This window comes from Pseudomonas sp. HLT2-19-2, from assembly GCF_054898005.1.
Map to the genome: position 1 here is coordinate 4,621,291 of NZ_CM142712.1, position 16,335 is coordinate 4,637,625.

Consider the following 16,335-nt stretch of genomic DNA (forward strand, 5'->3'; position numbering starts at 1 on the left):
TCTCCCTATTTCTTCGGAATCTGGTTAGGCAACCCAGTGACTTGGCCACCAGGAATAAAACGTCGATGAGTTACATTGCCTTCATCAACAATCCACTCAAAGACCCCACTAGCTCCGTTATTGCTACCTTCAATTTGTCTTAACTCGGACACCCTAACCACCTCGCCACCAGGACCTTTGGTTGGTATCTCAAATCTAGCTGCATCACCAGCATAGTTATCAATTATGTCATTAAATCCATGCTGACCATCAGGAAGTTTGTTTGCGCTCCCGACTCTTGGCTTCCCTATTACTGAGTTATCAATTGCTTTTGCACCACTACCAACCCCACCCCCTTTCAACGCCCCATTCACCCCTGAACCCGCAATGTTCAGAGCGCCCATCACTATGTTGCCGGCCGCAGCCCACGTGTCGCCATTGTAGGCTTGCACCCCACCGTACACGATCTGAAGTGCCCCACTTTCAGCAGCGACCAAGCGTATACCCAGACCCAAGCTACCGCTCATTACGTACAGCGCGGGGGTGCCTACATCAGCAAGCGCCTGGTAGTTCTGATTGATACGCAGCGTGCCAAGGGAGTCGAGATAAAGCTGCTCGTTTTGACTCAACGGGCGACTCATCTGCTCAATGAGTCCACCTGGGTACAGTCTATCCAGTGAAGCCTGCTTTTCTGCGCTGTAGCTCGCATAGGCGACGGTATCGCTTTGCTTTAACGGCCCGCTCCTTGTTAGCGCATCAATTTTTGCTTGTGCTACCTCTGGCCCGTAAGCATTGATCAGTGCGTACGTATATTCCTGCAGATAGTTGTTGAGCTGAGCCTTGTCAGCATCAGACATCGTCTCAGGATGCCGACGATAGCGTTCCATCAGTGCATTTGAGATTTGATCCAGCTTATCCAACGCGACCAGTTTCTGAGCAACGGAAACGCGGGTATCTTTATCCAACCGCTGTTGCCGAAGTTGATCCAGCAACGTCTGGTCGGCCGGGCTAAGAAAATTGTTTTCTACCGTATTCTTCCCGACGTGAGCCGATGCCACAGCAGATATCGCATCCTTGCCTGTGACTGAGCCCGCAATCCCGGCTGCCAATGTGGCCAATGCAGAGATTGTTTGCTTTTGCTCTTGCGTCAGCTGTTCGTTGCTGACTCCACCATAAAGCTCTTCCCTAATCAGTCGTGCAGTTTCCTCGGCGACGACTGCGCCAGCCGCCCCCGCTAACGCCGAATTACCACCTGCTCTCGCGATCACAGCGCCCAAAACCGCATGGGCCATTAAATTGGCTGTTCCGTCCCCCTCCGTCATGTCCTTGACCGTTTGCGCCAGATAAGGCGCAGTAGCGCCCGCCAGAGCACCGCCGATATTTCCGCCGACCAGCCCTTGAACGATGGCCGTCACCGCTTGGTTGGCTTTCTGGAAACTGCTGCCGACGCCGTAATCACTCTGAACCTGTTTGGCGACCTGCTCGTTACTCGGATCGACTACCCCGTTGTCGAGCAACTTCTGACGTGCAGCTTTTGATGTTTCGCTATCGGGATCGTTAGCTTCTTTGATTTTTGCCGCAGTAATGGCGTCGCCGACACCTTTGACCAGTTCCATGGAGCTTCTTACAAGCTCCATGCGTTCTTCCATGGCTTTTTGGTCAGGTTTATCAAGCGTCTCGTTGGCACTTGCGGTGTCGCGATTCAGGCCGACCAGATCATGTGCGCCCTCGGCGTTGCGCACAATGATCGTGCCTTCGCTGACCGCACTGCGGGTTCTGCTGTGATCAGACTCTTCCAGCGCAATACCAGACAAACCGCCCACTGATGCACTTGCTGCTCCGCCACCATAGCTGCCGGAGACGCTCACTCCAGCAGATTGGCTGTTGATCTCGCTGACATTCTTGATGTCACTGACGATCAACCGGTCGGTGATAAGCAGGTTCTTGTCGGCAGAGGCTTGGCTCGCAATAACCGCGCCTTGTAGTGTGGTGTTTTTGCCAACATCAAGGCTATAACCACCCGTGCCGGCAAATAGACCACTCTGATCGGTCACCTGCTTGTATTCACTGCTCATATTGCCCGCGGCAAGGTTTGCAGACGCTGCCACCGTCGAGCCGTAGCAGAAGGGAGGAATACAAATGCTGGCGCCGAAACCGCCGCTGCCTTGCTTGTTTTTCTGTGTCTCGCTGTCCTGACGAGAAATAATATTTAAGTTGCCATCGATCAACGCCTGGATACTGTCAGCACGCACCTGGGCACCAGCCAGGGTGGTGTCGTTGCCGCTACGCAGCAACAGCGATCCAGTGTCCAGCGTGCTGTTGACCTGGGTGACTGAACTCCCAGTCCCCATGCTTTTGGCAATCTGCGCTCCGAGGTCCAGGGTGAAGCCATTTTGTTGACCGATATTAAAACTGGCGCCAATGCTGGTTTTATTGTTGGTACTGTTGTTGGTCCAGTCTGCGGTGTTCCGTGCACTCTCAAGGGTGATGTCGTTCTTTGCTAGCAACAGGGTATTTGCCGCCTTCAGGCTACTACCCACAATATGAATATCACCAAGGGTTCCTGCTGCGTTGCCTGCCGCGGTGATGGTGAGGTCTTTACCGGCGTTGAGCGTGCTTTGTTTGGCGGTCTGGCTGGTGTACTCGCTGGTACTTTTGCTATGAGTATTGGCGAGTTCTGTACCAATTTTTATCAACGAACCGTTGCTGGCAGTTCCACCTTGTTTGTCTTTGAAACCCGAACTCTCTCCAGCAGTCTGGGATGCCATTCCATTGAGGTTGTAGGCCGCCAGCGCTGCCTGAGCCAACTTCACTGCCTTGAGTCGAGGGTCGTCGGCATCGTTGGCCGCTTTAACTGCCGCACGAATGCTATTGGCAGTATCGACGACAGCCCCCCCGATTACTCGCCCAACAGCGAGACTGCTGGATTTATCGGTGCTGCTCTGACTCGCGCTTTCCATGCCTGCGGCAATGGTCACGTTCGAGCCATTAAGGGTCATGTTTTGAGTACTGACCAGATCACTGGCAATGACCCCAAGATTGCGTCCCGCAGACAGACTGATGCTCCCTGCACTGGAGCCAATTGTGCTGCCGGTCAAGGTAGTTTGGGACGACTTGCCGGTATGGTTCTGCCTGCTGACCGACAGGTGCTGGTTGCCGGTAATGTCATCGACGCCAAGGTTATTGGCCGTCAGTACGCCCGCCAGGTCACGGTTCTTTTCCTTGTGCAGCTCGTTACGGGTTAATGTATTTTCCGCTGCATTAATGGTCAGATCGCGTCCCGCTGCAACCTTAAGGTCTTGGGTGCTGACTAATGACGACCCAGTCACCGTTACATCACGACGAGCAGCGACATCCACGGTATTACCCGAGATCACGCTACCGACAGCAGTGGTTTGCGTCTCGGAAACCTGATCCTTGACCTTGCTCGACTTCAAGCCACCCCAACTGCTTTTACTGGCGCTGCTCTCATGGCGGGCACTGTTCGAATCAGCGACAGCAACGATCTGCACGTCATTGCCGGCCACCAGTTGCACACCGCCTTTATCGGCCGCGATCTCGCTGCCTTTTATCAGCATGTCGTTACCGGCCAGCAGGGTGCTGTTGCCGCCGGAGGTCACTGCGCTGGCGATGTTGGTGCTGCTGGCCACCTAGTCGAGTCGACTCTTCTTGCCCGAGGAGCTTTTCTTGGTTTTGCTGTAGAAGCTGTAATCGCTGTCCTCTGCGCTCTGGAGCGTCAGGTTGTTAGCCGCAAACAGATAGGCCTCATCCCCCGCACTCACCCGACTGGCAATCAGGTCCAGATCCTTGCCCGCATTCAGCGAAACTGTGCCCCCCGCAGTGACCGTCGTAGACACCTGACTGACATGGTCTTCCTGACTGGTGACCTTCTTGGTTTTGCTGTACGAGTGCTGTTCATCCGCCGCCGAGGCCAGGGTCAGGTCATTTTCGGCGGCCATGGTGATGTCGCCTTTGGCATCGATCTGACTAGCGATGGCGGTCAGGTCGCGGCCGGCCCGGCGGTAATGGTCAGGTCGCGACCCGCGGACACCTGCGCGCCCAGCTGAGTCACCGATGCATCGTTATGATCTCGGCCATCCGTGATGCTGTTGTGCGTCTGCGCCGACACGATGTTTACGTCCCGGCCCGCTCCAATCGTCAGATCAGCCCGGCTGCTGAGCACGCTGCCGATGTTGTTGAAGTCGCGCCCGGCACCGATGGTCAGGTGGTTGGCCGCTTCGATCCGCGCCGCGCTGTCGGCAAAGCCCTGGGACCAGGACCATTGACCGTTCTGGTCGTAGTAACTGCTGACGGTGCGTTCGTTGATCACGTCGCCACGGGTGGTGGTCAGCGAGACGTCACGACCGGCGATGATGCCGCCGGCCTTGTTGGTCAGGTTGTTGGTAGCCAGCAGGTCGAGGCGATTGCCGGCTTCCACCAGGCCACTGTTGACCAGGTCGTTGGTGGCGGTGGCCGACAGATTGTTGGAGGCGCGCAAGGTGCCGGCATTGTTCAGGTCCTTGCCGGCGATCAGGGTTATGTCGTTGCCTGCAATCAACGCGCCGTTGGCGGCCAGGCGATTGTTGGCGTTGGCCAGGTACAGCACTGGCACCAGCACTTGCTCGCCGTTCACCTCGGCATTTTCCATCCAGACAATGTCGTGGGTCAGTGCCGCGACTTGTTCGGAGGTCAGGCTGACGCCCAAGGACAGGTTTAGTGCCTGTTTGCTGGCGACGGCGTTGTTCATCAGGTATTTGAACAAGCCCTCGTCGGTGGTCTGGCCATTGATGAAGCGTTGGCCGGTGCGGGCGATCACGGCCTGTTGCACCAGACGTTGTTCGAAGAGGCCATCGCCCAGTCGTTTGGCACTGTTGTCCGGGTCGTACCCGAGGTTGGACAGCAGGTAATCCGAGCTCATGAATTGCTTGAGGTCGGTGAGTACCGGGTTGGTTTCGATCAGGTATTTCTGCGGTTTGGACTGGCCGCTGCTGGCCGGTAAGCCCTGGACACGGTTGACCGTGACGGCGCTGGCGGCAGGTACCGTTTGCTGCCGTTGCGTCGGGGTGATGCTGGCACCGCCCATGGTCCAGCTTTGCGGAGCGTTGTTGGCGGCGCCAGAGGTGGTGCCCTGCGTGCTGAGGCGGAACAGGCCGTTTTGGCCTTCCGGTATCACGAAGCCGGGCAGCGTCAGGGGATCGACCCGTTGTTGGGACAGATTCGGTGGGAGTTGGCTGTTGAGGTGGACGATAAACGGGCTAGTCGCACGTTTGGTGCCGGTGTCGTCCACCTTGCTGTCGCTGGTGACAATGGGAGCGTTGACCGTTTGCACGCTGTTGTTGAAAGAAGTCGAAGCCGTGATGGTCGTATTGCCGCCAGACTGAATAACGGCGTTGATGCTTTTACCCGTACTGGCGGTTTGCGTTGCCGAAAAAACCCCATATTTGGTGACCGCTTCAGGCACCGGCAGGTTTTTCGACGGATCGTAATCAGGGTTGAGCTCGGTGCTTAATCCGCTCTCCTGTTGGTAGAAGTAACCGCCATCGGCTCGCCGGTATAACGGCACGTATTTGGCGCTGTACTTGTTGTACTCATTGACCGCACCGCCTGGATCGATCAATCCCAGATAGATGCTTCCCGGCTCCTTGTCGGCCGGATTTTTATAGTGGCTGCGATAGGTAATGGTCTCTAGGTTCACACCTTCATTCTTGAACGTATCGACCGTGATGTTGATGTTTTTGGCGGCCGATACCGAACTGTATTGATTGAGGAAGTTCGATCCGGTGACATCGAGGTTGCCTCCGGCTGTCAGGAAGGCAGACGGCGAGTCTTTATCGACAGTGCGCTCATACACTTCATTGACGTAGTACCAGACGTTCCACTCATCCGAACAATGGCTGCAACTGTGGGTGATATGACCATTCACGCGTTGCTCAGCGAAGGTCAGCACCTCCTTGCGGTTGCTGATTGAAGTCGCCAGCAACCGCATGTCGCCGGCGCTTTCCAGGCTACCGGAGATGTTCTCGATGACGTCTGCCCGCTCGCCCACCGCGTTCCGAGAGACGGTCAAATCACCCAGGCTGTAAATGTCGCCATAGTTATTCGTCAGCGTATTACTGCGCAGCTGCATGTTCGCGCCGCTAAAGATCAAGCCCTGCTGATTGAGCAGTTGCGAGGCGTTAACCGTAAGGTCTTGCGCACTTCCCACGGTGCCGTAGTTGCTGAGGGATGCCGTATTGAGCAGCAGATCGTCATTTGACGTCATCCGCCCATGGTTGATGATCGGGCCGGAGGCACTGATATCTGTGGGCCCGCCGCCGGCAATTCGGCCCGCCTCGGACAGATTCAGACTTGCCGCGTTGAGCGAAAGACTACCCAGACTGGTGGCTCGACCCGCACCGGTATAGGCACCATTCAGGTTTAGCCGCAGGCTGCCATCACTGGCAATCAAGCCATCGTTGGTCCAGTTGACACCGGTACCAACGAGACTCTCCGAGGCCAGCAACTGACCGCTTGCGGTCTGGGTGAAACTGTTGACGTTGACGTTCAGGCGCCCGGCCTGGATGACGTTGCTATTGGTCCAGCTGTCGGCGTTGAGGGTCAGGCCGCCGCGCGTGACGATGGTGCCACCGGCGCCGGTGACGTTGGCGGTGGAAATGTCGAAAGTGCCGTTGCCCACATGCAGCAGACTGCCGCCGCCGTTGAGAAAGCTGCCCACTGCCAGTGTCAGGTCGGTGTTGGCGCTTTCCAGAGTGCCGTTGCGGTTGTCGAACAGGCCCCCGATCTGGAAGCTGGTTTTGCCATTGGCGCCGAGGGCGCGCAGTTGGCCGGTCTGGTTGTCGAGGCTGGCGGCCTTGATCGATAGGGTGCTGTCGCTCTTGATGATGCCCAGTCGATTGTTCAGCGCGCCGCTGAGGTTCAGGTCGATCTGTTGACCGGCAATCTGGCCGTCATTGTCGCCGCTGTTATCGAAATCGTGGCCAGTAACATTGACCTTGCCTTTGGCATAGAGGCCGCCGTTTCGGTTGTCGAAGTTGCCGATGACGATGATCGCGTCGCCGCTTTGCGCAGCGATATGCCCGCCATAGTTGTCGATGCCGGCCAGAGCAGTCAGGTTCAGGCGCGCCGCCTGGGTGACGCCGCTCCGGCGGTTGTTGTTCAGGTCATAGCCGTTTTTCAGCACGCCGCTCAGGTTGGCCGTGAACGCCGCTTGCAGACTGGCGAGCACGCCGCCGCGGTTATCGAGATTGCCGGCCTTGATCGACAGGTCGCCGTCCTTGGCGACGATCCGGCCGCTTTGATTGTCGATATCGCCGCCGATGGTGAGGTTCAAAGCCCCCTGGCTTTGCAGGGTGCCCTTGGCGTTGGCGAGGCTGGCAGCCTGGATTTGCAGGTCGCCAGTCTGACTGTAGATCTGGCCGTCGGCGCTGTTCTGCAGCATACCGCCCGTGGTGATGGTCAGTTGATCGTTGGCCGCGATGGTGCCGCGATTACGGTTGTCCAGGCCACCGGTGAGCAGGGTCATCAAGCCTTGGCTGGCGAGTTGCCCGCCCTGGTTATTGATCTGTGTGGCGCGTTGCACCAGCAGCGGGCCGGCGCTGGCCAGTTTGCCGTTGGTGTTGGTCAAGGCGCCGAGCAGGTCCAAGGTCACGGCAGCGTTACCGACCAGATTGCCGCCAGTGTTATCCAGTGCCGTGCCGGTAAAACTGAGGTCCTGTTTTGTGTTGACCGTGCCGCCGGCGTTACCCAGGGTCATGGCCTGCATGACCAGGGTTGCGCCGCTGTCGATCAAACCGCCCTGGGCGTTGTTCAGCAGCCCGCTGATAGTCAGGGTCTGGGCGCCGCCACTGGAGAGGATGCCGCCGTTGCTGTTGTCCAGGCTCGCCGCATTGACGCTCAGGGTTTTCTGGCTGACCAGCGCGCCTTCGCCGCTGTTGAGAAGTGCACCGCTGACGCTGATGGCCACATCAGCGTCGTGACTCGACAGCGTGCCTTTGTTGCGGTTGTCCAGGCTGTTGCCGGTGACGCTCAGGCCTTGCCAGCCGGAGATCAGGCCAGCCTGGTTAAGTACCGTGTCGGCGGTGACCGTCAGCAGGTTGCTGCTGATCAGTTTTCCGCCGCTGTTATCCAGGGCACGGGAAGTCAGGTCGAGGGTTTGGCTGCTGGAGATTTCGCCGTTCTGGTTATTCAGGTCGCGCAGGTGCTGAAGGGTCAGCAAGCCTGCGGTGGTGATCAGACCGCCGCTGTTGTTCAGGTCCCCGGTGGCGGCCCCGAAATCGATGGCAATGGCGCTGCCCAGCAAAGAGCCGTTCTGGTTATTTAGGCCGCTGCTGTTGATCGTCAGATCGGTGGTGGCTTTGATCAGCCCCTGGTTCTGGTTAGTCAACAGCCCGTCGAGATTCAGATTGAGGTTGGCACGGCTGGTCAGGGTGCCGCCGCTGTTGTCCAGGCTGGCGGCCTTGACGTCGAGTGCCGCGGCGGCGATCAGGCCTTTGAGATTGGTAAGCGCCTGATCGAGGCGCAGGGTCAGGCTCTGATTGCTCAGCAGTTTTCCGTTGCTGTTGTCCAGATTCTGAGCGGCCAGTGTGAACGCCTCGGTGCTGGAAATTTCGCCGTTCTGGTTGTTGATGTCCTTGAGGTTTTTCAACATCAGCAAAGGCGCGTTGATCAGTCCGTTCTGGTTATTCAGTTGGCCCTGATTCAAGTCCAGGCGCAGGGCGGTTTTGCTGAACAGCTGACCGCCCTGCTGATCGAAGCCGGTGACACTGGCGGTCAGGGTTTTATCGCTGGCGATTCGGCTGGCAACTCCGTTGCTGACTTGGGTCGCGGTCAGGTCGAGCGTATCGCCGCTGATCAATTGACCGCCCAGGGTGTTGTCGAACGTACCGGTCGTGACAGTGGTCGCGCTTTTGCCACTGATCAAACCTCCGATGTTGCTCAAGGTATTGTCGAAGCGAATATCCAGCTTTCGCTGAGCGACAAGGCTGCCACTGTTGTTGTCCAGGCTCTGGCCCGCAACCGTGGTGATGCCAGCGCTGAAGACCTCGCCATTGTGGTTGTTCAGGTGACCAAGGGTGGCGCTGAGATCGCCTGAACTGTTGATCAGACCTTTGGCGTTGAGCACCTGCTTGGCCGTGAGATTGAGGTTGCCATTGCTCAACACCCGGCCGTTGTTCTGGTTATCCAGGGTGCCGGCGGTAATGTTTGCGGTTTGCGCGGTGCTCAAAGTGCCGCTCTGATTGTTCAGGGTCTGCGCGGTATTGACCGCCAGATTGCGACTGGCAACCACGGTCTTACCGGTGTTGTTGAGGTTCTGCGCGGTCAGGCTCACATCGCCGCTGGCGTTGCGGCTGGTGTCGGCGTTGACCCCGGCTTCGATGATGCCGTTGTTGGTCAGCACACCGCCGGCGGTCAGGGTGATGCTGTCCCGGGCGGCGAGGGTTTGCTGGTTGGTCAGGTTGCTCTGGGTTTGCACGTTCAGCGCCGTGCCCGCATAGACCGGGCCACGAGCGTCTAAACTGGCGGCTTTGACATTGACCGCGCCGTTAGTCGCCGAGGTGTCGACCAGGCTCAAGTGGCCATTGGCATCAAGCTGGATATCGCCACCGCTGGCGATCAGTTTGCCATCGAGTTTCACCCCGACCCCGGCCTCGGTGCCGACCAGTTTGATCGCCCCCGCATACATACCGCCCAAGGCCGAAGAGTCGATGGCCAACCCTGGTTTGGCGCTGCCGTCATCGGCGCGGGCGGTGGCGTTGAGGCTGTCGGCGTTGACGTCGTTGCGTCCGGCGATGAGGGTCAGATTGTTCGCCTGAATCTCGGCGTTGATTTTCGCGCTGCGGGTGATGATTTCGAAGCGGTCGACGTTGTTGGCGTTGAGCCCGGCACCTTCGATGGAGACACTGCCCTGATCGACCTGAAAGCGATCCAGACGACCGCCGCCGTCGAGCACTGGCTTGCCAGTGGTCAATGTCACGCGCGGGGTGTTGATAAACCCGCAACCGTTGCAGCTGATGCCATACGGGTTGGCGACGATCACTCGCGCCGACTGTCCCGCCACTTCGGTGTAACCGCGCAACTGGCTCGGGCTGCCGCCGACCACTTCGTTCAGAATGGTCTGCGCCGCGACCCGGTTGGTCATGTTGGGGTTGCCGATGATGATGCCGCCCAACTGCGTCGCACCGGTTTGCGCGGCGACGTTGTTGAGGATCACACCCTGAGCGCCGACGTTGTAATCGTGAAACTGGTTATGCGACAGGCCGCTGCCATTGGGTGTGGCGATGTTGACGATCGGCACGCCATTGCCCGCCTGACCGAGACTGGTGCCGGGCGTCGCCACGACGATCCCCTCGGCCTGGGCCCACATCGGCTGCCAGAACATAACGTTGGCCAACAGGAACGCCAATCCGCGCTTGGGCATACCCCAGAAGTGTTCTCGGGCTTTCAGATCCGCAGAGGGCTGGCGAGCGAGAAAAGCGTAGTGGCGAACGTCCATGTCAAAGATCTCGTTTCGTCGGAGCGATGGTTGAGGACAAAAATCGAAGGCAAAGCGATTCCGACACTGCCAGCACGATGGGTGCTCGCAGCGGGTCGGACTTCATATGGGGATAAGTGCGCGCCCGGTCAGGACGTCCAGGGGCATGGTGCACTGTCCTTCGCGACGGCAGGCGTCAGGACTGTTCGATCCCTCGAAATGACAAAGTGATATCAATATGATGGCGCAATGTTAAGCTGCCACCATTCTGGCGTCAATAAGTTGATTTCGGGCTTTTTTACAACCGTTCTAGGCCGCTGGTCTTCGCAGGCTTCCTGAACTTTTCAGAGCGCTCGACCCTCCACTCAATATCGTCGCGATGCAGATATTGAGGCCCAACCCATGAAAACCCTGCTGAAACTCACCCTCGCCGCCACCCTCGCCTGCGCCCTTCCCGTCTGGGCCTGCACCCCCGAGGAAGCCACCGCCAAACGCGAACAATTGGCCAAGGAGGTAACCAAACTCACCGAGCAGAACCCGGCCAAGGCTAAGGAGATCAACGCTGAGTTGCAGAAGATGGATTTGGGCACAGCCAGCAAGGATTTGCCCGACAAGTGCCAGCTGATCGATCAGCGACTCAAGGAGTTGAAATCGGCGGAGAAGAAAACCGAGGGTTGATCCCACCCAGGAATCCCAGGCATAAAAAAACCGGACATTTGTCCGGTTTTTTTATGGGGTCACGACGCGGCTTTATTCAGCAGCCGGTGCTTCCGGCTTGCGGCGCTTCAACGGGGCCATGCCGTCCTTGCTGACCAGCGACAGGGCGTCGGTCTTCGGGCGGTTGGCGATTTTGCGTTTGGTCGGGGCCTTGGCGCCGGTTTTCTTCTTGTCGCCTTTGGCGTCGACTTTTTTCTTCTTCACGCCAACGGCTTTACCCGAGGCCTTGACCTTTTTCGGTCCGCCGTAGGTGCCTTTGACTTCCTTGATGGTGCGGCGCTCGAAGCTCTGCTTGAGGTAGCGCTCGACGCTCGACATCAGATTCCAGTCGCCGTGGCAGATCAGCGAGATGGCCAGGCCATCGTTGCCGGCGCGGCCGGTACGACCGATGCGGTGAACATACTCGTCGCCGCTGCGCGGCATGTCGAAGTTGATCACCAGGTCCAGGCCATCCACATCGAGGCCGCGAGCGGCGACGTCGGTGGCAACCAGGATTTTCACGCCGCCCTGCTTCAGGCGATCGATGGCCAGCTTGCGGTCCTTCTGGTCTTTGTCACCGTGCAGCACGAACGCTTTGTATTCCTGCGCCACCAGACGGCCGTAGATACGGTCGGCCATGGCCCGGGTGTTGGTGAACACGATGGCCTTCTGATAAGTCTCGTTGGCCAGCAGCCAGTTCACGATCTGTTCTTTGTGCTGGTTGTGGTCAGCGGTGATGATCTGCTGACGGGTGGTCGCGTTCAGATCGCTGACGTTGTTCAGCTGCAGGTGCTCAGGGTTGTTCAACACCTTGGCGACCATCTCGCGCAGGCCCGAACCACCGGTGGTGGCGGAGAACAGCATGGTCTGCTGACGGTTGGTGCACTCTTGCACCAGGCGCTGGACGTCTTCAGCAAAACCCATGTCGAGCATACGGTCGGCTTCGTCGAGGACCAGGACTTCGACTTCTTTGAGGTCGAGGTTGCCGGCGTTCAGTTGCTCGATCATCCGGCCCGGCGTACCGATCAGGATGTCCGGCACCTTGCGCAGCATGGCGGCCTGGACCTTGAAGTCTTCACCGCCGGTGATCAGGCCGGACTTGATGAACGTGAACTGCGCAAAGCGCTCGACTTCCTTGATGGTCTGCTGAGCCAGCTCGCGGGTCGGCAGCAGGATCAGGGTCTTGATGCTGACGCGAACTTTAGCCGGGCCGATCAAACGGTTGAGGATCGGCAAAACGAATGCAGCGGTTTTGCCGCTGCCGGTTTGCGCTGTCACCCGCAAGTCACGCCCTTGGAGCGCCAGCGGAATAGCCGCTGCTTGCACAGGCGTTGGCTCGACAAATTTAAGCTCGGCCACGGCTTTGAGCAGGCGTTCGTGCAGGGCGAATTGGGAAAACACGGGTGCTACCTCGAAGAAATACAAAAAAACAGCTGCATAGGGTAACGGTTTCGAGCGCTAAGGCCGAGTTTCTTTATACAAACGGCGCTAAACAGTGGTTTTTTTGTTGCGTCTTTTGTCCAAAAACGTCATCCAAAGCGTCTTAAATGCTCTAATCGCCCCGTCGCGTCCTACAGAAGAACCGTTTTCGACCATGGATATCAAACAGCTCTGGCTCAACGTCCAAGACCTTTGGGGTGCGCTCGATCAGCACCCGCTCCTGCATTCCAGCCTGGCGCTGATGGTGTTGCTGGTGATTGCGCTGGTCCTCGGACGAGTGGCGCGCTACCTCATTCTTCATGCGACCAAAATGCTCGGCCGCCAGCCGGCGCTGCACTGGGTCAACGATTTGCGGCACAACAAGGTGTTTCATCGCCTGGCGCAAATGACGCCGTCGCTGGTGATTCAGTTCGGCCTGCACCTGGTGCCGGAGTTGGGCAAAACCAGCCTGATCTTCCTTGGCAATGTCGCGCTTGCGTTCACCATTCTATTTCTGGTGCTGGCCATCAGCGCCGTGCTCAACGCCCTGCTGGACATCTATGCGCGCACTGAGCATGCCCGCACCCGCTCGATCAAAGGCTACGTGCAACTGGCGAAAATGGTCTTGTACGTGTTTGGCGCGATTATCATTGTCTCGACGCTGATCGACCGTTCCCCGCTGTTGCTGCTGTCGGGTCTGGGCGCCATGTCGGCGGTGATCCTGTTGGTTTACAAGGACACCCTGCTGTCGTTCGTCGCCAGCGTGCAGCTGACCAGCAACGACATGCTGCGGGTCGGCGACTGGATCGAGATGCCGCAAGTCGGCGCGGACGGTGACGTGGTCGACATCACGCTGCACACGGTCAAGGTGCAGAATTTCGACAAGACCATCGTTTCGATTCCGACCTGGCGCCTGATGTCCGAGTCGTTCAAGAACTGGCGCGGCATGCAACAGTCCGGTGGACGACGGATCAAGCGCAGCCTGTTCATCGACGCCAGCGGCGTGCGGTTCATCCGCGATGACGAAGAGCAGAAACTGTCCCAGGTGCATCTGCTGACCGATTACATCAGCCGCAAACAGGCTGAACTCAAGGCCTGGAACGAAGCCCAGGGCAATGTGGCCGCAATGTCGGCCAACCGTCGGCGGATGACCAATATCGGGACTTTCCGCGCCTATGCGCTGGCGTATCTGAAAAGCCACCCGGAAATCCAGCCAAACATGACGTGCATGGTTCGGCAGATGCAGACCACCGCCCAGGGTATTCCGCTGGAAATTTACTGTTTTACTCGCACCACTGCGTGGGCGGATTACGAGCGGATCCAGGGGGACATTTTTGATTACCTGCTGGCGGTGTTGCCGGAATTTGGCTTGAGCCTGTATCAGCAGCCCAGTGGTGGTGATTTAAGGGCCGGGTTATTGCCGGCGCTGCTGGGTTCTAGCCACATTCCAGAGCCCGAAAAACACATCATGTAGCACCGCAATCCCCTGTGGGAGCGAGCTTGCTCGCGATGGCTGAGTGTCAGTCGACATAGATGTTATCTGACACACCGCTTTCGCGAGCAAGCTCGCTCCCACATGGGTTCAGTGTGCGACTGCCGATTGACGTACACCCAACCGACTGATCCACACCGCCATCAGAATCACCATCCCGCCAAACAACAACCGCCCCAGCGCTTCATGCTGATTCCAGATCAGCAGATTGATCAGCAATCCCACCGGCACATGCAGGTTGTTCATCACCGCGAGCACCCCGCCATTCACCAGGCACGCGCCCTTGTTCCACCAGTACAACCCGAGCGCAGTCGAGACCAGGCCGAGGAACACCAGCACGCCCCATTGCAGCGGTGCTTCGGGCAGGAAGTTCTGTTTACCGAACAGCAGAAACGCTGGCAACGCCACCGCCAATGCGCCGAGATAGAAGTAACCGAAGCGCCGATAATGCGGTAGATCGCTCGGATGACGGGCGACCAGATGCTTGTAGAGCACCTGCCCGGCGGCGTAGGTGAAGTTGGCCAGTTGCAGCAGCAGGAACCCCATGAAGAAATCCGGGTTGATCCGGTCGTAGCGAATCACCGCCGCGCCCATCACCGCCACCAATGCTGCGATCAATGCCCATGGATTGAAGCGCCGGTTCAGCGCGTCTTCAATCAGGGTTACGTGCAGCGGCGTGAGGATGGTGAACAGCAACACCTCCGGCACTGTCAGCACCTGAAAGCTCAGGTACAGGCAGACGTAGGTCACGCCGAATTGCAACGCGCCGATCAGCAGCATGCCGCGCATGAACGCCGGCTCAACCGAACGCCAGCGAGTCAACGGAATGAACACCAGCCCCGCCAGCACCACGCGCACCAGCACCGCGAAGAAACTGTCGACATGACCGGCCAGGTATTCGCCGATCAGACTGAAGGAAAACGCCTGAATCAGCGTCACAAAAAGTAGATAGCCCATGCTCGCCTCATTTCGAATGGCGGCGACGATAGCGGTTTTTGCCGGCCATCGCTAAATCCCAGGCAAAAAAAAGCCCGATCTCGCTAAAGCGTTCAATCGGGCTACAGCACTCAGGAGCAACAAGTGCAAAGGGAGGTTCGATGCGCGTAGAGCCTTGAAGGGGTTGCGCCAGGTCACTTGAACATCAAGGGATTATCTGGCGATTAAAGCCTCAGGCGACCTGGGCAAGCTTCGCGTTGGCCTGGTTCAGACCCTTCTCCTGGAAGTCACCGCCCAGGTTCATGCCTTCGGCGTGAATAAAGGTCACGTCGTGGATCCCGATGAAGCCCATGACCTGACGCAGGTACGGTTCCTGGTGGTCCGCGGTGCTGCCGGCGTAGATCCCGCCGCGAGCAGTCAACACATAGGCACGCTTGCCGCTGAGCAGACCTTGTGGGCCGGTGTCGGTGTACTTGAAGGTCACGCCGGCACGCAGCACGTGATCGAGCCAGGCTTTCAACGTGCTTGGGATCGCGAAGTTGTACATCGGCGCAGCCATAACCAGCACGTCGGCGGCCAGCAGTTCGTCGGTCAGCTGGTTGGAGCGTTCCAGGGAAACTTGTTCGATGTCGCTGCGCTGTTCGGCGGGCTTCATCCACCCGCCCAGCAGGTTGATGTCCAGGTGTGGCACCGGGTTGACGGCCAGGTCACGCACCGTGATCTGGTCTACCGGGTGAGTCGCTTGCCACTGGCTGATGAAGGTCTGGGTCAGTTGACGGGAAACCGAGTCTTGCTGACGGGCGCTGCTTTCGATGATCAGAACACGTGACATGGGGATGTAGGCTCCATCTGAGAATGCTGTAAGGCGATGGAGTGAAGGTTAAACAGAACCATATCGATGAAAAAGCGCAAATAACTGCTATAACCCATCAATAAATTCGTTTATAAGCGGAGCATGACCCGTTGCCATGCTCCGCTGGACGTCATTTTGGGGTGCAACTCAGGTTGATACGCATCTTGATGATGGTTCGGGTGAACTTCGCGGTGGCATTGGTGTGTTTGCCGGCTGGCACTTCGATTTTGCGGGTGCGCGGTGCTTCCGGGCCATTGTTGAAAACCACCTTACAGATCGCATCGGTGGTGCCGTAGTTGTTCACCTGAATGGAGGCAATGTCGCTATCTGTGTCATACGCGTTGTAGTCGATGCTCAAGCCATTCAGCTGTTTTTGAACATCGATTGGATAGGCAAATGCCGTCAGCGGCAACATCACCAGCAGCACACAACCCGATACCACACAACAAAGCTTTTTCATTCAGCAGTCTCCAATTAGGACTGCCAGCT

At 58.0% G+C, this 16,335-nt stretch carries 9 protein-coding genes; 2 read left to right on the forward strand and 7 right to left on the reverse strand.

Annotated elements, in window-relative coordinates:
- Window positions 1–5 precede the first annotated feature (5 nt).
- Genes ACYZTU_RS21500 through ACYZTU_RS21510 form a run of 3 tightly spaced genes read right to left on the reverse strand, consistent with a single transcriptional unit; the run spans window position 6 to window position 10,471 of the window.
- Window positions 6–3,629: a hemagglutinin repeat-containing protein gene (locus ACYZTU_RS21500; protein WP_461965351.1), complete on the reverse strand. Its 3,624-nt coding sequence runs from the start codon at window positions 3,627–3,629 to the stop codon at window positions 6–8.
- A complete protein-coding gene (locus tag ACYZTU_RS21505) occupies window positions 3,630–3,938 on the reverse strand; it encodes a hemagglutinin repeat-containing protein (RefSeq protein WP_461965353.1) in 309 nt (102 codons plus the stop codon).
- A 41-nt stretch (window positions 3,939–3,979) separates the two neighbouring features.
- Entirely contained in the window at window positions 3,980–10,471 is a 6,492-nt protein-coding gene (locus tag ACYZTU_RS21510; RefSeq protein ID WP_461965355.1) for a two-partner secretion domain-containing protein, read from the reverse strand.
- 381 nt (window positions 10,472–10,852) lie between these two features.
- Between ACYZTU_RS21510 and ACYZTU_RS21515 the strand changes: the two genes are divergently transcribed.
- Window positions 10,853–11,128, forward strand: coding sequence for a hypothetical protein (locus ACYZTU_RS21515; RefSeq protein WP_461965357.1), 276 nt, complete (start codon window positions 10,853–10,855; stop codon window positions 11,126–11,128).
- Window positions 11,129–11,200: 72 nt separating this feature from the next.
- On the opposite strand, the gene ACYZTU_RS21520 is transcribed toward ACYZTU_RS21515, so the two are convergent.
- Window positions 11,201–12,547 carry a DEAD/DEAH box helicase gene (locus ACYZTU_RS21520; protein ID WP_064679181.1) on the reverse strand — a complete coding sequence of 449 codons (1,347 nt, stop codon included), beginning with the start codon at window positions 12,545–12,547 and terminating at the stop codon, window positions 11,201–11,203.
- Window positions 12,548–12,740: 193 nt separating this feature from the next.
- Between ACYZTU_RS21520 and ACYZTU_RS21525 the strand changes: the two genes are divergently transcribed.
- Window positions 12,741–14,039, forward strand: a complete 1,299-nt coding sequence (locus ACYZTU_RS21525) for a mechanosensitive ion channel family protein (protein WP_461965359.1) — start codon at window positions 12,741–12,743, stop codon at window positions 14,037–14,039.
- Window positions 14,040–14,147: 108 nt separating this feature from the next.
- Here ACYZTU_RS21525 and ACYZTU_RS21530 read toward each other — a convergent pair whose 3' ends face one another.
- From ACYZTU_RS21530 to ACYZTU_RS21540, 3 genes are all read right to left on the reverse strand, one after another.
- Window positions 14,148–15,014: a carboxylate/amino acid/amine transporter gene (locus ACYZTU_RS21530; RefSeq protein ID WP_461965361.1), complete on the reverse strand. Its 867-nt coding sequence runs from the start codon at window positions 15,012–15,014 to the stop codon at window positions 14,148–14,150.
- Between the two features lie 211 nt (window positions 15,015–15,225).
- A complete protein-coding gene (locus ACYZTU_RS21535) occupies window positions 15,226–15,825 on the reverse strand; it encodes an FMN-dependent NADH-azoreductase (RefSeq protein WP_461965363.1) in 600 nt (199 codons plus the stop codon).
- Window positions 15,826–15,976: 151 nt separating this feature from the next.
- A complete protein-coding gene (locus ACYZTU_RS21540; RefSeq protein ID WP_461965365.1) occupies window positions 15,977–16,306 on the reverse strand; it encodes a 3-phosphoglycerate kinase in 330 nt (109 codons plus the stop codon).
- Window positions 16,307–16,335 lie beyond the last annotated feature (29 nt).

Excerpts from the sequence above, each read along its gene's own strand:
- ACYZTU_RS21505 (WP_461965353.1), bottom strand. The coding sequence starts at position 3,938 with ATGGCCGCCGAAAATGACCTGACCCTGGCCTCGGCGGCGGATGAACAG.
- ACYZTU_RS21510 (WP_461965355.1), bottom strand. The coding sequence starts at position 10,471 with ATGGACGTTCGCCACTACGCTTTTCTCGCTCGCCAGCCCTCTGCGGAT.
- ACYZTU_RS21515 (WP_461965357.1), top strand. The coding sequence starts at position 10,853 with ATGAAAACCCTGCTGAAACTCACCCTCGCCGCCACCCTCGCCTGCGCC.
- ACYZTU_RS21525 (WP_461965359.1), top strand. The coding sequence starts at position 12,741 with ATGGATATCAAACAGCTCTGGCTCAACGTCCAAGACCTTTGGGGTGCG.
- ACYZTU_RS21530 (WP_461965361.1), bottom strand. The coding sequence starts at position 15,014 with ATGGGCTATCTACTTTTTGTGACGCTGATTCAGGCGTTTTCCTTCAGT.
- ACYZTU_RS21535 (WP_461965363.1), bottom strand. The coding sequence starts at position 15,825 with ATGTCACGTGTTCTGATCATCGAAAGCAGCGCCCGTCAGCAAGACTCG.
- ACYZTU_RS21540 (WP_461965365.1), bottom strand. The coding sequence starts at position 16,306 with ATGAAAAAGCTTTGTTGTGTGGTATCGGGTTGTGTGCTGCTGGTGATG.